Annotated in this window: 19 protein-coding genes; 18 read left to right on the top strand and 1 reads right to left on the bottom strand. The window is 39.8% G+C overall.

What is annotated here, in order from left to right; translation table 11 throughout:
- Genes NQ505_RS04770 through folK form a run of 4 tightly spaced genes read left to right on the top strand, consistent with a single transcriptional unit; the run spans window position 1 to window position 3,138 of the window.
- On the top strand, window positions 1-855 hold the full coding sequence (locus tag NQ505_RS04770) for an undecaprenyl-diphosphate phosphatase (protein WP_009001367.1): 855 nt from the start codon (window positions 1-3) through the stop codon (window positions 853-855).
- Window positions 855-1,577, top strand: a complete 723-nt coding sequence (truB, locus tag NQ505_RS04765; protein WP_009001368.1) for a tRNA pseudouridine(55) synthase TruB — start codon at window positions 855-857, stop codon at window positions 1,575-1,577. Before NQ505_RS04770 ends, truB begins: the two co-directional genes overlap by 1 nt.
- Before the next feature lie 17 nt (window positions 1,578-1,594).
- Window positions 1,595-2,653: a tRNA preQ1(34) S-adenosylmethionine ribosyltransferase-isomerase QueA gene (gene queA / locus NQ505_RS04760; RefSeq protein WP_004298889.1), complete on the top strand. Its 1,059-nt coding sequence runs from the start codon at window positions 1,595-1,597 to the stop codon at window positions 2,651-2,653.
- Window positions 2,653-3,138, top strand: coding sequence for a 2-amino-4-hydroxy-6-hydroxymethyldihydropteridine diphosphokinase (gene folK, locus NQ505_RS04755; protein WP_009001369.1), 486 nt, complete (start codon window positions 2,653-2,655; stop codon window positions 3,136-3,138). Before queA ends, folK begins: the two co-directional genes overlap by 1 nt.
- On the opposite strand, the gene NQ505_RS04750 is transcribed toward folK, so the two are convergent.
- The gene (locus tag NQ505_RS04750) at window positions 3,113-3,301 is read right to left on the bottom strand and encodes a hypothetical protein (protein ID WP_009001370.1); all 189 of its coding nucleotides are present in this window, start codon (window positions 3,299-3,301) and stop codon (window positions 3,113-3,115) included. The genes folK and NQ505_RS04750 overlap by 26 nt on opposite strands.
- Before the next feature lie 230 nt (window positions 3,302-3,531).
- Between NQ505_RS04750 and metK the strand changes: the two genes are divergently transcribed.
- The 14 genes from metK to NQ505_RS04680 all read left to right on the top strand — a co-directional run bounded on the left by metK (window position 3,532) and on the right by NQ505_RS04680 (window position 16,962).
- Window positions 3,532-4,824, top strand: coding sequence for a methionine adenosyltransferase (gene metK / locus NQ505_RS04745; protein ID WP_004298895.1), 1,293 nt, complete (start codon window positions 3,532-3,534; stop codon window positions 4,822-4,824).
- A gap of 180 nt (window positions 4,825-5,004) precedes the next feature.
- Window positions 5,005-6,672: a tetratricopeptide repeat protein gene (locus NQ505_RS04740; protein WP_009001371.1), complete on the top strand. Its 1,668-nt coding sequence runs from the start codon at window positions 5,005-5,007 to the stop codon at window positions 6,670-6,672.
- Window positions 6,673-6,798: 126 nt separating this feature from the next.
- On the top strand, window positions 6,799-7,170 hold the full coding sequence (locus NQ505_RS04735; RefSeq protein WP_009001373.1) for a DUF3244 domain-containing protein: 372 nt from the start codon (window positions 6,799-6,801) through the stop codon (window positions 7,168-7,170).
- A 929-nt stretch (window positions 7,171-8,099) separates the two neighbouring features.
- On the top strand, window positions 8,100-8,303 hold the full coding sequence (locus tag NQ505_RS04730; protein WP_232293071.1) for a hypothetical protein: 204 nt from the start codon (window positions 8,100-8,102) through the stop codon (window positions 8,301-8,303).
- Between the two features lie 2 nt (window positions 8,304-8,305).
- A complete protein-coding gene (locus tag NQ505_RS04725; RefSeq protein WP_232293072.1) occupies window positions 8,306-9,001 on the top strand; it encodes a hypothetical protein in 696 nt (231 codons plus the stop codon).
- A gap of 73 nt (window positions 9,002-9,074) precedes the next feature.
- The gene (locus NQ505_RS04720; RefSeq protein ID WP_009001374.1) at window positions 9,075-10,067 is read left to right on the top strand and encodes a DsbA family protein; all 993 of its coding nucleotides are present in this window, start codon (window positions 9,075-9,077) and stop codon (window positions 10,065-10,067) included.
- A gap of 15 nt (window positions 10,068-10,082) precedes the next feature.
- Window positions 10,083-11,090, top strand: a complete 1,008-nt coding sequence (locus NQ505_RS04715) for a DUF4249 family protein (protein WP_004313691.1) — start codon at window positions 10,083-10,085, stop codon at window positions 11,088-11,090.
- Entirely contained in the window at window positions 11,090-13,330 is a 2,241-nt protein-coding gene (locus NQ505_RS04710; RefSeq protein WP_009001375.1) for a carboxypeptidase-like regulatory domain-containing protein, read from the top strand. Before NQ505_RS04715 ends, NQ505_RS04710 begins: the two co-directional genes overlap by 1 nt.
- Before the next feature lie 79 nt (window positions 13,331-13,409).
- Window positions 13,410-13,997: a TIGR00730 family Rossman fold protein gene (locus tag NQ505_RS04705; protein ID WP_008646994.1), complete on the top strand. Its 588-nt coding sequence runs from the start codon at window positions 13,410-13,412 to the stop codon at window positions 13,995-13,997.
- Window positions 13,994-14,827 carry a DUF4271 domain-containing protein gene (locus NQ505_RS04700; RefSeq protein ID WP_004324188.1) on the top strand — a complete coding sequence of 278 codons (834 nt, stop codon included), beginning with the start codon at window positions 13,994-13,996 and terminating at the stop codon, window positions 14,825-14,827. The genes NQ505_RS04705 and NQ505_RS04700 overlap by 4 nt, the downstream gene beginning before the upstream one ends.
- A 4-nt stretch (window positions 14,828-14,831) precedes the next feature.
- The gene (locus NQ505_RS04695; protein WP_004322581.1) at window positions 14,832-15,578 is read left to right on the top strand and encodes a uroporphyrinogen-III synthase; all 747 of its coding nucleotides are present in this window, start codon (window positions 14,832-14,834) and stop codon (window positions 15,576-15,578) included.
- Window positions 15,579-15,583: 5 nt separating this feature from the next.
- A complete protein-coding gene (rnpA, locus tag NQ505_RS04690; protein WP_004298908.1) occupies window positions 15,584-15,973 on the top strand; it encodes a ribonuclease P protein component in 390 nt (129 codons plus the stop codon).
- The gene (gene yidD, locus NQ505_RS04685; protein WP_004298909.1) at window positions 15,970-16,245 is read left to right on the top strand and encodes a membrane protein insertion efficiency factor YidD; all 276 of its coding nucleotides are present in this window, start codon (window positions 15,970-15,972) and stop codon (window positions 16,243-16,245) included. Before rnpA ends, yidD begins: the two co-directional genes overlap by 4 nt.
- A 24-nt stretch (window positions 16,246-16,269) precedes the next feature.
- On the top strand, window positions 16,270-16,962 hold the full coding sequence (locus NQ505_RS04680) for a TatD family hydrolase (protein ID WP_009001376.1): 693 nt from the start codon (window positions 16,270-16,272) through the stop codon (window positions 16,960-16,962).
- Window positions 16,963-16,982 lie beyond the last annotated feature (20 nt).

The following is a 16,982-nucleotide window of genomic DNA, read 5'->3' as shown; positions in this document are numbered from 1 at the left end:
ATGGGAGATTTAACAACATTTGAGACGATTATTATTGCTATTGTAGAAGGGTTGACAGAGTTTTTACCGGTTTCTTCTACAGGACACATGATTATTACACAAAACATACTAGGGGTAGAAAGTACAGAATTTGTAAAAGCGTTTACTGTAATTATTCAGTTTGGCGCAATTCTTTCAGTTGTCTGCCTTTACTGGAAACGTTTTTTCCGGTTGAATCATACACCGGCTCCTGCAGGCGCTTCCGCTTTAAAGTGTTTTTTGCATAAATTCGATTTTTACTGGAAGCTGCTGGTTGCCTTTATTCCTGCTGCAATTTTGGGTTTCCTGTTTAGCGATAAGATAGACGAGATGCTGGAAAGTGTAGCGATAGTGGCAGTGATGCTGGTTATCGGTGGTATATTCATGCTGTTCTGCGATAAGATTTTCTCGAAAGGAAGCGAAGATACCGTGCTGACAGAAAAAAAGGCATTCAATATCGGTTTGTTTCAATGTATTGCAATGATACCGGGTGTATCCCGTTCGATGGCTACCATCGTCGGAGGTATGTCTCAAAAGCTGACTCGTAAGGATGCTGCCGAGTTTTCATTCTTCCTTGCCGTGCCAACTATGTTTGCAGCAACCGGCTACAAGGTCTTGAAACTCTTCCTGGATGGTGGAACCGAGATTCTGGTTAACAACATGCCGGCACTTATTATCGGTAATGTGGTGGCTTTTGTCGTTGCTTTGCTGGCTATCAAGTTCTTTATTAGCTTTGTTACGAAATATGGCTTTAAAGCATTTGGATGGTACAGAATTATTGTTGGCGGAACCATTCTGGTAATGCTGCTGCTTGGATACAACTTAGAAATTGGCTGATGAATTTTAAAAAAGGAGAAGTACTGTTTTTCAATAAACCTTTCGGATGGACTTCATTTAAAGTAGTAGGGCATGCCCGCTATCATATTTGCCGCCGGATAGGAGTGAAAAAACTAAAAGTCGGCCATGCCGGAACACTGGACCCGCTTGCAACAGGGGTGATGATTTTATGCACAGGCAAGGCGACAAAACGAATAGAAGAGTTTCAATATCATACGAAGGAGTACGTCGCGACGTTGCGTTTGGGTGCCACTACTCCGTCATACGATTTGGAACATGAAATAGATGCCACCTATCCTACCGAACATATCACGAGGGAATTGGTGGAAGAAGTGCTGACGCACTTTATTGGTGCCATCGATCAGGTACCTCCTGCCTTCTCTGCCTGTATGGTAGACGGTAAGCGTGCTTACGAACTGGCCCGGAAAGGAGAGGAAGTCGAACTAAAAGCAAAACAGCTTGTTATCGACGAGATTGAATTGCTGGAATGTCGCCTGGATGATCCGGAACCGATGATTCAAATCCGTGTCGTATGCAGCAAAGGGACCTATATCCGTGCCCTGGCCCGCGACATTGGCGAAGCACTCCATAGCGGAGCTCACCTGACAGGATTGATCCGTACCCGTGTAGGTGATGTCCGGTTGGAAGACTGTCTGAACCCCGAACACTTTAAAGAGTGGATCGACGGGCAGGAAATAGAAAATGAGGAAGAAAATAATTAACGTAATAAGGAATAGATATGAAATTATCACAATTCAAATTTAAGTTACCCGAGGATAAGATCGCTCTACATCCTATGAAATATAGAGATGAGTCGCGTTTGATGGTATTGCATCGTAATACAGGTAAGATTGAGCACAAGATGTTCAAAGATGTGTTGGACTACTTTGATGATAAAGATGTGTTTATATTCAATGATACGAAAGTGTTTCCTGCCCGCTTGTATGGTAACAAGGAGAAGACAGGTGCTCGTATCGAGGTATTCTTGTTGCGTGAGTTGAATGAAGAACTTCGTTTGTGGGACGTATTGGTTGATCCGGCACGTAAGATACGTATCGGTAACAAGCTATATTTCGGTCCGGACGATTCAATGGTGGCTGAAGTGATTGATAATACCACTTCTCGCGGACGTACGCTCCGTTTCCTTTACGACGGACCTCATGACGAGTTCAAAAAGGCACTGTATTCTCTGGGTGAAACTCCACTCCCCCACTCCATTATCAACCGTCCCGTAGAACCGGAAGATGCTGAACGCTTCCAGTCTATTTTTGCAAAGAACGAAGGTGCGGTGACTGCTCCGACTGCTAGCTTACACTTCAGCCGTGAGTTGATGAAACGTCTGGAAATCAAAGGTGTAGACTTCGCATATATCACTTTGCACGCTGGTCTGGGTAACTTCCGCGACATCGACGTAGAGGACTTGACGAAGCATAAGATGGATTCGGAACAGATGTTTGTAAACGAAATGGCGGTGAAAACCGTGAATCGTGCCAAAGATAACGGTAGAAATGTATGTGCGGTAGGTACGACAGTGATGCGTGCTATTGAAAGTGCAGTCAGCACCGACGGACATCTCAAGGAATTTGAAGGATGGACTAACAAGTTTATCTTTCCTCCGTATGAATTTACCGTAGCCAATTCAATGATTTCCAATTTCCACATGCCGCTTTCTACCTTACTGATGATTGTAGCTGCTTTTGGTGGTTATGACCAGGTGATGGATGCTTATCATGTAGCATTGAAAGAAGGTTACCGTTTCGGCACGTATGGAGATGCAATGCTGATTTTGGACAAATAATGGCAAAAGTTTATCTGGGACTCGGCACTAACCTTGGGGATAAAGAACAAAATCTTCGGGATGCCGTGCAAAAAATAGAAGAGCAGGTAGGGAAAATCGTTTCCCTGTCTGCTTTTTACATAACTGCCCCTTGGGGATTTTCTTCCGATAACAGTTTCCTGAATGCAGCGGTTTGTGTAGATACCGAATTGGCTCCCATAGACGTTTTACAGAGAACGCAGGCGATTGAACAGGAATTGGGACGTACGAAGAAATCCGTCAACGGCATATATAGCGACCGCCTGATTGATATTGATCTGCTGCTTTATGGTGATTTGATACTTTCCACCACTTCTCCTTCCGGAGCAAAGTTGATCCTCCCCCATCCGTTGATGGCAGAACGTGACTTCGTAATGAAACCACTGGCAGAAATTGCTCCCGGATTAGTGCATCCGGTACTTGGCAAAACGATGAAGGAGCTTACTTCTTCTTTTTCTCCGCAATAAATACCGGCAAATAGGCAATGCATCCTATCAATACTGCATACAGCAAATGAATTTCCTGAAACGGCTTATCGATAAAATGGCAGACAATGGCATAGATAGCAATCGTGAAGCCTATATAAAGTGCCAACACTAAAAGCGTTTTAAATTTCTTATTTAGAATCATTATAAATCTATTTATGTGTTAAATACAGGGCAAAGATACTCATTATCTCCGAAATCTCTTTATCTTTGTACCCGAAATGAAAGTGTGGACAGATTTGAGTAGCTTGCAACCACGGAAAAAAATGCTAAAACACGTCTGATTGACGCCTTTCGGTTTATCCTTTGCAGCACTCGCCTCTCCTACTCTCTCTCATTTTTTAATTTTCAATTTTTAATTCTTAATTTAAAAAGATGGGATACTTATTTACATCCGAATCGGTGTCAGAAGGACACCCCGACAAGGTAGCCGATCAAATATCGGATGCCGTGCTTGACAAACTGTTGGCTTACGACCCCAGTTCGAAAGTAGCTTGCGAAACACTAGTGACTACCGGACAAGTGGTGCTAGCGGGTGAAGTGAAAACTAAAGCGTACGTTGACCTCCAGCTCATCGCGCGCGAAGTGATTAAGAAAATCGGTTATACCAAAGGAGAGTACATGTTCGAAAGTAACTCTTGTGGCGTACTTTCCGCTATTCATGAGCAAAGTCCCGATATCAACCGTGGTGTAGAGCGTCAAGACCCGATGGAACAGGGTGCAGGCGACCAGGGTATGATGTTTGGCTACGCTACCAATGAAACGGAAAACTACATGCCGCTTTCTCTTGATCTGGCACACCGCATTCTGCAAGTGCTGGCCGACATTCGTCGTGAAGGAAAGGTGATGACTTACCTCCGCCCCGATGCCAAAAGCCAGGTTACTATTGAATATGATGACAACGGAACTCCTGTTCGCATCGATACAATCGTTGTTTCTACGCAACATGATGACTTTATCCAACCGGAAGATGATTCTCAAGCTGCCCAGCTGAAAGCTGACGAAGAAATGCTGTCTATCATCCGCCGTGATGTGATTGAAATTCTGATGCCTCGTGTCATTGCTTCTATCCATCACGATAAAGTGTTGGCACTGTTTAATGATAAAATCATTTATCATGTGAATCCTACGGGCAAGTTCGTAATTGGTGGTCCTCACGGAGATACCGGTTTGACAGGTCGTAAGATTATCGTTGATACTTATGGTGGTAAAGGTGCTCACGGTGGTGGTGCTTTCTCCGGAAAAGATCCTAGCAAGGTAGACCGTAGTGCAGCTTATGCAGCACGCCATATCGCAAAGAATATGGTTGCGGCAGGTGTAGCAGATGAAATGCTTGTACAGGTGAGCTATGCTATCGGTGTGGCTCGTCCGATCAATATTTTTGTAGATACTTATGGCCGTTCCCACGTTAACATGACGGATGGTGAGATTGCCCGCGTTATCGATCAGTTGTTCGATCTTCGCCCGAAAGCAATCGAAGAACGTCTGAAACTTCGTAATCCTATTTATCAGGAAACAGCCGCTTATGGTCACATGGGACGTGAACCGCAAGTGATAACGAAGAAGTTTTCTTCTCGTTACGAAGGAGATAAAACAGTGGAAGTGGAACTCTTTACATGGGAGAAACTCGACTACGTAGATAAAATTAAAGCTGCTTTTGGTCTGTAAAACAGTCTGAAAGCGAGCTTAGCTCATTCGATAAGAGCCACAATCTCAACTCCTTCTAGTAGGATATGAGGTTGTGGCTCTTGATTTTAAATAAGTTATATTTAAATAAATATCTTTTGGATATTAAACTTCTTTTGCCGGAATTTGCTACTTTTGGCCTGTAAATAAACGGACTGCCTAATGAAAACAAGATGTTGTTATCCTAAACGCTATTTATTGTTGTTCTTTAGTTTACTTGTCAGCGTAGGTAGCATTCTGATGTCTGTCTCTCTATCTTCCTGCTCTTCTTCGGTGAAGAGTCCATTGCTACTATCTGCTGACTCATTGATGGAAATATATCCTGATAGTGCATTATCCATTTTGGAATCAATTTCCTCCCCACAGAAATTACCACGTGCTGACAGAGCACTTTATGCGCTATTGCTTACGCAAGCAAGGCATAAAAATTATATTGTTTTAGGAGATGACTCGCTGATAAAAACGGCTGTTGAATACTATGGTGATAAGAAGAAAAGTGTACGTGCTGCAAAAGCTCATTATTATTGGGGAGCTACTTATTTAGAGAAAGGGTATACTTCATTTGCTGTAGAAGAATATTTGGCTGCAATTCGTCTGATGCCTATTCGGAATGAATTCTTGGCAATGATATATGATAATCTTGCGGAATGTTATGAAAAAGATGGTTTAAACAACGTAGCCATGGAAGCATATCGTACAGCTTATCAGATATTGGAAGGAGAAAGTGCGCAGGTATATCCATTAAGAGGAATTGCAGGCATATTCTTTTCGCAAAATGAGAAAGATAGTGCTTTATACTATTATCAGCAAGCTCTTGATTGTGCATTAGTAGTACAGGATTCTAGTATGATAGGAGCGATTTATCATGATTTTGCTATGATTTACAATGAAAAGAAAGATTATATCCGAGCGGATCAATATATATCGAAAGCTATTATGGTAATGGGGCATGATGAAGCAGCTAATGCTTATTTGTTGAAAGCTGAAATTATGTTTAATTTGAATAAGCTTGACTCTGCCAGTTATTTTTTTAATAAAGAAATGGGTTCTCTTGATATTAATGGGAGGGCCGTATGTTATGATGGGATGTATCAGATAGCAAAGAAAAGAGGTGAATGGAAAACAGCGACAGAGAACATGGATGCATATAAGAAACTTTATGATTCTATTCAATTTATGACAGACAATGAGGAACTTAATCGACTTATGGATAAACATCAATTAGAAGAACATAAGAGATTGTTGTCGGAGCGTACTAGAACGCTGATTTTCATTTTGATTACTGCATTTTTTTCTTTGATGATTATATGCGTTTTCTATTTTATGTGGAATGACAGAAAAAGAAAGAAGTATTATATAGCTTTGCAACACGAACTAACTCAAAAGCGAGTGGATACTATGTTGTTAAAAGAAGAGGAAGTGTCTGAATCTAATAAAGAGCATATAGATAAGAAAAGGTCGGAGTTGACAGAACAACAGATTCAATTATGTATATCTGTACTTAAAACAACAGATTGTTATGAACAATTAGAAATACTAGAGAAAGCAACTCCGAAACAATTATTGGCAATGCGTAGTTTAAGGAAGGAGATACGTTCTACCATTTCTAATGCATTCGTTGATGTGATGGTAAATCTGAAAGAACGTTGTCCGGCTTTAACTGGTGATGATGTATTTTATTGTGTTCTTTCATTGCTTTGTTGTTCAAAAACTGTCATGATGGAGCTAATGGATGCTACGTCAGATGCTCTTAAGACACGTAAAAATCGTATAAAGAATAAAATGGATACACAAATTTTTGAACGTGTTTTTGGTGCTGATAATCAGTGAGATATATTGATTCGTTTTTGCTCTTTTTGCTTTTGAATAACTTGCTGTTACCATTGTTACCACATAAAAATCGTTTCTTTTGTTTCATCTGTGTATTTTTGGAGCGAAATTTTAAACCCATTTATTATGAAAGCTAAATTTTTACCTTTTTTGTTGTTGACAGTTTTACTTCAAGTAAGTATGTTTTCTTATGCGGATGAAATGGTAACTGCACGCCAAATTAAATTAAGAACTAAAACTCAGGTGCAACATCGGTCTATTCCTGTTTCTCCTGATGCTTTTATTGAAAACTCATTGTTGACTATTGACCTTCTTTCTACTGTTCCTACTGTAACTGTTACCATCAAGGATGCAGAGACAGGAGAAGTCGTTTATACATCTACTGATTTAAATGTAGATAAGGTTTATATTGATCTTGCAGGTGAGGAAAAAGGTAAATATACTTTGGAGATACAACTTCCGAAGGAAGCCTTTATCGGAGATTTTGAATTAGATTAAATCTTTGGAATATATATTATTTGCAACTAACATAAGATGATATACCTAAATCATTAACTGTTGAAGCCCCGCTGCTGAAATATATGGCGCATTGCTGAAATGACGATTTAGATGACCGAAAGGGGAAAGAATCGGTTAACTTTTATTCGTGGGCTTAATAAGCCTTGTGAAAGGTCCATTAAGGTATATTGAAACGTAAAATTAAAATCACTTTTTTTAGTTGTGTGCTGAAATACTACTGGTAGGGTGTTCGAACGATTTTATAGTTCGGATAATGAAGTTCATTCAGCAACAATGTGATACACCTGTTAGTAGATGAGAAATCTGTGATAGATGTATTCTCTGTGAGAAAAGCTCTTGGACTTCTGAATAAGAAGTCCAAGATTTTTTTTGATGGGGTATGATGAGGTAAATGGGATGACTGCTAAGCTATTTGAATATATTATTAGGATTATCTGTTAGATAATTTGTGTGTGTAACCTCTTGTTTCCTATTTTATGCGCTACTGTTACTTATGTTACCAAGTGAAATTCGTTTCTTTCATTATGCTTACGTACTTTTGACACACAGAACCTAACACACAGACATCATGGAAATGAAACTTCTATTCTTTTTATTATCAGCTATCTTATTCCAATCAAGTATAAGTATTTATGCGATGGAACAAATTAAGAGAGGTTGGGTAGCTTTGAAGGATGTTACTCAAATGCGTTCGCATTCAATTTTTGTTTTTCCTAATAACTTTTTGGGGAGTTCGTAGATGTTGTTTAATCGACATCTATTTTAATCTACTATGGCTATTCTAAAAATATGGAATGGGATGAATAAATAATTTATCCTGTTAAATAGATATTGCCATAATGTATTTGGATGAAAAATACTTTTCAGAGATTTTCTCTTAAATAAAAACAAATTTAAATTTAACCAAGATGAAAGAAAAACTATTGGTTTTGGGAACAATGGTAGCTTTATGCTGCTCTTGTGCAGGAAGTTCTGTATTACTGGATACAGAATCCGAATTAAATGGCTTGAACAATGAGTATGAGCTAGGTACGTTAGAAGCGGGTGATAATGGTCTAAAATGCGAAACTTCGGGTGATGAAGATTCCATTCAGGTTTTGAAGGACAATTAATTATGGGACGTATGGAAGTTGCTAAAGAGAAGGTAATGCGTACGGCTTATGGTGCAACATCGCCTAGGGTCGGAGTTTTCAGGGTTGGTTCTTGTGGTAATTACAAGTATTTATCAATAAAAATTGATTGTGAAAACGGAAATAGTAAAACTAGCGTAAGTGGTAATGTTGGAGATACGTATGTTGATGGTGGAGATAATATGCGTCTCGAATTTTGTATGGTGGATGCGGGATTTCGTTATCCGGGGGGAGTCTTTTTGTTTGAGGATGTACCTTTAGAAACTATGACATTGGTCCGTTATCATGATACGGAAGATGGTGGTCATAATGGTGTGTGGTCTGATGATCCTAATTATTATGATGTAATGCACATTTCTGGAATGTCTAAATTAGATTCTAATGCTACATTGGCATGGAATATAAATAGGAATATGACTAAATGGGGGGATATTCCAATGGGACCTGCAGGTATTAATTATGGGGTCATTGCTCCTGCTGATATGGCTTCAGGTAATTTGTATTTTGATGATGAAGATCATAATAATAAAAATTGGGCACAAGTATGGATGGGACACCAACATCAAAGTGATCCGCATGGTACATTTTATGGAGTCCAACTGGATAAAAATACAAGATATCACGTATGTCTTAATACGGATAAAACGAATTTCACAAAATTGGTGCGATCAGTTATCTAGTAATTAATCTGTTTATAATCAATTCTTATTGGTAAAACTTGCCAATAAGAATTGATTTAATTAGTATATAGACATGAAAATATTGTATTTCTTTCTCTTCTCTTTTCTTTTTATTGCTTGCAATACTCCTGTTATAAATAAGAATGATGTTGTTACAGAAGTGAATGGAGAACAGATTCTTCTTTCAGAATTGGCGTCTCAAAGTAAACAAGAGATTTTTGATATATTGAATACAGCGTATGAAATCAAAAGCCGGGTACTTGCAGGTCTGATCAAACAGAAACTGTTAGAAGATGCAGCTAAAGAAGAAAACATGTCTTTGGAAGAGTTTATCGATTGGTTTGTTCAGCAGAAAATATGTGTAGGGCAGGATAGTTTGAAAAAACGATATGGATTTAATACACAAAGCTTTTATGTAAAAGGTGAATTAATCCCGTTAGTGAAAGGTTCTTTGGAGGAGAAACTATCTTATCAACAGAAACTTCGGAGTCGGATTGTTCAGGCATTGGTTGATTCTTTATATCAAAAGGCGGATATTAAAAGATTTTTATATCCTCCAAAACAGCCGGAATGTGTTGTGAGGGATTTGTGTGTATATTATAGGGGGAATTTAGACTCTCCTGTTTCTTTTATTGTTGCCTCTGATTATAATTGTGAGCGCTGTGTACAATTTGAAAAGACATTGTCCAAGCTCTATGACAATTATAAAGAGCGGGTTAAATTTGGTTTTGTGCATTTTGCAGATGCTCCTTCGTTAGCAGCTTTGGCATGTGAGGCTGCTGGTGAGCAAAAACAATTCTGGACTTTTCATGATACTATATTTAACTATTCAGGAGTAGCAGATTCCGCTTTTATATATAACTTAGCAAAGTCTAAAAGATTGAATATGACAGAATTTGATGCCTACTTACATTCTTCTGACAAATATAAGAAGATGGATAAGGTCATCAATCAGTTAGTAGAAAGGGGGCTGATGGCTACTCCTACCATCATAATTAATGATCGTTTGGTGTACGTCACAAACAGCTATGAAGAATTGTCCAGACTATTGGAGTATGAACTATAACACAAAAGATAAAAGATGAGACTTTACTTTAATCTGAATAAGATAACTTATCTGTTTCTAATGCAGGCTTTATATCTTTGTATTGCTTGTGAGGAGCCGTTTGATGTAGGTATGCCGATCCCGGAAGATGCCATAGTATTTGATGGAGTGATAACCGATGAACCCCCACCCTATTATTTTGTATTAAGTAAACCGTCAACTAAACTGAAATACCCTGAAAATCGTAGTTTTGATAGGATTAATGATGCAGAAATTGTTATTGTTGATTTGACAACAGGTATAAGAGATACATTACAGAATGCCAAATTGACTGGTTATCAGGATTTTCGATTTTATGATCACTATAGAGATAAAGATGTTACTGTTTATATGAAATGGCTTCCTGGTGAAACGCCTGGTGGACTTTATGTTACTAATAAGATTTATGGAGTTGAAAATCATACCTACGAACTTCATATCAAATACAAAGGAAAGGAATATACAGCATGTGAGCGGATGGTGCCTAAAACTCCAATAGACAAAATAGTAATGAAACGTATTGATACTGGAGAAGGTGAACCTAATGAAACTCCATGTATCAGTTTTTATAATCCTCCTGAAGAGCATAACTATTATTTGCTTAAAACAGATTTTTGTTCTTCAAAAGTGCTTCGTGTCGCATCTGTTTATAATCTATATTATGGAACAACGAATAGTGCCGGTTGGCCATATTCTATTTTGGATGATGAATATTTGGCGGAAAATGTGATAGACTATGTTGTGAGCGAGGGAGAGCAGTTTGTACTCCCTAATCGTCCGGGGTTTAGCTATCCTGTAAGTGATTCCATTTGGATAAAAATGCAGTCCATATCTGAAAATTGCTATCAGGTGTTTGATCAAATGATTAAGCAAATACGTTCGGATGGTGGAACTTTCTCTCCGCGTCCGACCTCTGTAAAAAGTAACATTGATAATGGTGCTTATGGAATATTCCGTGTCAGTGCTATCTCTGAAATCTATTTTTATAAGAAACATAGGATTTGATGGAAAAATACCTGTTATTATTTATATTATCCTGCTGTGGAAATTTCACCATATGTAATGCTCAGACGATTACTGTCAGAGGTCGTGTGACCGACAGAAAAACCGGAGAAGTGCTCTCGGATGCTAACATTGGAGACCTGATGTCGAGAACAGGAGTAGCTGCCAATACGTATGGGCTATATTCCATTCGTATTAAAGGTGGACGTTGTGTCTTAAGATGTTCGATGCTGGGCTATGTAACCCAAATGGATACGTTGACTCTGACTGCAAATTCGGTTCATAATTTTGCTTTGATGCCCGATAACTATCAACTAAGTGATGTAGAGGTAATGGGAAATCAGAAAGCAGGAGGACAGTTGACATTGAACCAGAAAGATATTCAGGCACTTCCCACTTTAGGAAGTGAACCTGATGTATTGAAGTCATTACAATATCTTCCGGGAGTCATTAGTGGCAATGAAGGTTCCAATAATATATCTGTTCGAGGGAGTAATCAATGGGGTAACTTGATATTGCTGGATGAGGCAATGGTTTATAACCCGAATCATGCATTGTCTTTCTTTTCTGTGTTCAATAATGACGCTATACAGCAAGTGAGTCTTTATAAATCTTATTTTCCATTGAAGTATGGTGGAAGAACTTCGTCTGTTATTGATGTCAAAATGCGCGAAGGAAACAATCAGGAGAAACACCGGAGTGCTACAATTGGAGTTGTCGCCTCCAAAATCCAGTTGGAAGGTCCGATAAAGAAAGGGAAAACATCTTACCTGGTAGCTGGTAGGTTTGCTTATCCGGGAGCTGTACTTAACGTACTGAAACAGTTTCGTGGTACTAAAATGAGCTTTTATGATGTGAACGCCAAAATTAATTCTACATTAAATGACCGGAACCGGATTTTCTTTTCAGTATATAATGGCGGCGATCATACTTTTTTTAATCAACTGGTACGCAGTTATGGTATGAATTGGGGAAATACTACTGCTACATTCCGATGGAATCATGTTTGGACAGATCGGTTGTCGGGAAACTTCAGTGCTATTTTTAGCAATTATTATTATCGCTATAAATCAATAACAGATGGAATGAAGTTCTTATGGAAATCGAATATCCAATCTTATCAATTGAAATATGATGCAGATTATGCTGTTAACAATGTACTGCATATCAGGAGTGGTCTCTCTGCGCATGTATTTACCACAATGCCTGGGAGTATTAGTAGCTGGGGAGACTTTAGTAATGTGGTTCCTTATCGAATGGATAGGCGGTCCCTGTTGGATATGGCAGCCTATGGAGAAGCAACCTATAAGATTTCATCAGTATGGCGGCTGAGTGGAGGAATTCGTTTCCCCGTTTTTTATACTCCTAAAGTGGGAGAACTCAAGCAAAAGGGTTACATAATGCCTGAACCGAGAGCTGAGTTGTCCTACTCTCCCGGAACCGGGAACCGTTTGCATGCAGCTTTCACGCAGTCTTCACAAAACCTGCATATGTTGTCTAATTCCTCTGTCGGTATTCCTTCAGATATGTGGGTACCTGCTAATAGACAACTGAAACCTGCAGTGATGAAACAAGTGGCTTTAGGGTATGAGAAAAGTCTGGAAAAAGGAATGTATACATTTTCTCTGGAGACTTATTATAGAAAGACGGATCATATCGTTGATTTTGTAGATAATGCAAATATCTTTTTAAATAATCAGATAGAAACACAGTTGAACACAGGTTATTCAAAGGCCTATGGAGCGGAATTCTATGTATCTAAAAACAGAGGGCGGCTAACCGGCTGGATTAGCTATACTCTTTCACATGCCCGAAATTATATTGCTGCTCTCGAAGATAAGGAATATCCGCCTGTCTATGATCGTCCACATAGCTTGAAGATATTTCTGAATTATGAGGCCGGACGTAAGCGGAGGTGTGCTTTTGCAGCTACCTTCTCGTACAATTCAGGGATGAATCTGACATTGCCTATTGCTCATTACCGGGTGAACGGTACAGCTTTCTATATCTATTCTACAAGAAATGGTTATCGTGCTCCTGCCTTTCATGAATTGAATTTATCCATGACTTGTAAAACTGGCAAAAGAGGTCGATTGATTCTTTCTGTGATGAATGTATATAACAGAAAAAATGTGTTTACTATCTATACGAGTAGAGATGACTATGATTTCTCTGATATTGGCATGCATAAAATGTATTTGTATGGTGCACTGCCATCTATCTCTTATCAATTTACATTCTAGTTAGTTTGAACTATAGTCTGTTATTCTATGTTTTTTTGTACTTTTGCACTCGTTACAACCATAAACCCCGTAAAGAGTGATGAACCAGATAAATTCCGTATGCGTATATAGCGCTTCCAGTACCAAGATAGATGCTGTTTACTTTCAAGCAGCCGAGACTCTCGGCCGTCTGCTTGCCGAACACCATATCCGTTTGATAAACGGAGCTGGAAGTATCGGTCTGATGTGCTCTGTGGCAGATGCTGTGTTGAAAAATGGCGGTGAAGTGACCGGAGTGATTCCCCGCTTCATGGTGGAACAAAACTGGCATCATACTGGACTGACAGAGCTGATCGAGGTAGAATCCATGCACGAACGCAAACAGAAGATGGCCAATTTGAGTGATGGTATCATCGCTTTGCCGGGTGGATGCGGTACCCTTGAAGAATTGCTGGAAATTATCACTTGGAAACAATTGGGGTTGTATCTCAATCCGATTATAATTCTCAATACAAACAGATTTTTCGATCCATTGCTCGAAATGCTTGAAAAAGCAATCGATGAAAACTTTATGCGACGCCAACACGGTGATATATGGAAAGTGGCGCAGACACCGGAAGAAGCAGTTCAGCTGCTTTATGAGACTCCTGTATGGGATATTTCCATTCGTAAATTTGCAGCGATATGATAGGTGATACACTAAGTTCCCAGAACACGGATACCTTGTCTCTTCTCCAGCAGAAACAGATTAGTCCGGCAAAGGCAGACAGTGATAGCCTGCAGTTGGCCGATCTTCATGCTGTACAAGAGGTTGATTCTGGCTTTGAAGGAACCCCTATCTCCTACTCTCCCCGTACGGATGATGCTATTGCGCTGACATTGCTGGTTTGCTTCTTTCTCTCCTCCATTGCCTTGGCACGTGGAAAGAAATTTCTCTCCCAACAGGTGAAAGACTTTGTGTTACATCGCGAACGGACGAGCATTTTTGATAGCTCTACGGCGGCTGATGTGCGTTATCTCCTTGTGCTTGTATTGCAGACCTGTGTCTTGTCGGGCATCACATTTCTCAATTATTTTCATGATACATGTCCTGCTCTGATGGACCATGTATCCTCCCTCCTTTTGCTGGGTATTTACGTTGGTTTTTGCCTCGCTTATTTCTTACTAAAATGGTTGCTTTATATGTTTCTGGGGTGGACGTTTTTTGATAAAAATAAGACAAATATATGGCTGGAATCGTATTCTGCGCTCATATATTATGTCGGATTTGCCCTTTTTCCGTTCGTTCTTTTCCTAGTTTATTTTGATTTGAGTCTAACGAATTTGGTTATAATTGGGTCTATTATTTTAATTTTCACTAAAATATTGATGTTTTATAAGTGGATAAAGCTTTTTTTTCATCAATTTAGCGGGCTTTTCCTATTAATTTTGTACTTTTGCGCTCTTGAAATAGTACCTTGTCTTTTACTGTATCAGGGTATGATTCAAATGAACAATATTTTGCTAATAAAATTTTAGGACGTTGAAAATTAAAAAAGTACTAGTGTCGCAGCCTAAGCCTGCGTCAGAGAAATCTCCCTATTACGACATAGCTGAAAAGTATGGCGTTAAAATAGATTTCCGGCCCTTTATTAAGGTTGAAAGTCTTTCGGCGAAAGAATTTCGGCAACAGAAAATTTCGATTCTCGACCACACTGCCGTAATATTCACTTCGCGCCATGCTATTGACCATTTTTTCACTTTGTGTACTGAATTGCGCGTGACAATTCCCGAAACTATGAAGTATTTCTGTGTGACGGAAGCTGTTGCATTGTATATTCAAAAATATGTGCAATATCGTAAGCGTAAGATCTTCTTTGGAGCTACTGGAAAGATTGAAGACCTGATTCCTTCCATCGTGAAGCATAAAACGGAGAAGTATCTCGTTCCGATGTCAGACGTACATAATGACGATGTGAAAAACCTGCTCGACAAGAACAACATTCAGCATACGGAAGCTGTGATGTATCGCACGGTGAGCAACGACTTTACACCGGACGAAGAGTTTGATTATGATATGTTAGTGTTCTTCAGCCCTGCCGGAGTGACTTCTTTGAAGAAGAACTTCCCGGATTTTAATCAGAAAGAGATTAAGATCGGAACGTTCGGATCTACTACCGCACAGGCTGTACGTGACGCAGGTCTCCGTCTGGATCTTGAGGCTCCTACGGTGCAGGCTCCGTCAATGACTGCCGCACTTGACATGTTTATCAAGGAAAACAATAAATAAACAGAGTGGGTATATATACTTTGTGTAAAGCCGAAAGGCTGAATAGTAAAATTTTGATCGGAAAGATGTTTGAAGGCGGTGTTTCTAAATCGTTTTCCATCTTTCCGATACGCGTTGTATATATGCCTGTCGAGCAGGGCGAGGCTCCTGCTTCCATATTAATCAGTGTATCGAAACGTCGTTTTAAACGGGCGGTGAAACGCAACCGGGTGAAACGCCAGATACGTGAAGCCTACCGGAAGAACAAGTCTCTTCTGGTAGACGAACTGCAACGCCGGGAGCAACGGTTAGCCGTTGCCTTTATCTATCTGTCGGACGAGCTTGTTGCTACTGCCGAGCTGGAAGAGAAAATGAAAATAGCGCTTGCGCGCATCTCCGAAAAACTATTCTCATGAAACCTCATAACTCCCGGATATCTACCGCGTGGGTATTCGTTACGGGAATTTTGAGAAAGGTATTTTCCTTCTTCCTGCTTGTTCCCATCTATTTTTACCGGATTTGTATTTCACCCCTTACTCCTCCCTCTTGTCGGTTCACGCCTACTTGTTCAGCGTATGCGCTCGAAGCAATTAAGAAACATGGTCCTATAAAGGGACTTTATCTTGCTGTGCGGCGTATTCTGCGATGCCATCCCTGGGGTGGTTCCGGTTATGATCCCGTGCCTTGAGACAACTGAAACGAGAAATAGGAAATGAAAAAGAAGGTGACTGATATTTTAGATATCCATACTCATAAACAGGAAGTTGATTCCCAAGGAAAATCCATCATCAATTATCCGTTATTGGCAGACTCTCCATTGTATATGCCTCTGGCAGAGAATGTGGAAGTGGCTGTGGGTAGAGGATCTTATTATTCTATCGGTATTCATCCTTGGGAGGTGAGAGAGAATAATGTCAGTCAGCAATTGAGCTTTCTTCAACAGCAGCTGCAGAGAAAGCAGTTTGTAGCTGTAGGAGAGGCGGGGCTGGATAAATTGGCAAAAGCCTCGATGGAGCTTCAGTTAGCGGTGTTTAAGGAACAGGTAAAGTTGTCGGAAAAGCTCGGTTTGCCGTTGATTATCCACTGCGTGAAAGCAATGGAAGAACTGCTGGGTGTGAAAAAAGAATCTCGCCCTCAACAACCTTGGATATGGCATGGCTTTCGTGGAAAACCGGAGCAGGCTGTACAGTTGTTGAAGAAAGGGTTTTATCTTTCTTTTGGAGAATATTACCCCGATGAAACAATACGGATAGTCCCCGATGAACGCCTGTTTTTGGAAACGGATGACAGCTTGCTTGATATTGAAGATATCCTGTGTCAGGCAGCCGGGGTGCGTGGGGTAGAAGTGGAAGCGTTGCGTGAGGTGATTCGCCGGAATATCCAAAATGTCTTTTTTAGGGCGTAAGAGTTGTATCTTCCGAGAAA

The sequence above is a fragment of the Bacteroides sp. D2 genome, assembly GCF_025147085.1.
Taxonomy (GTDB): Bacteria; Bacteroidota; Bacteroidia; order Bacteroidales; family Bacteroidaceae; genus Bacteroides.
This window is presented reverse-complemented; position numbering and strand designations above follow the sequence as displayed.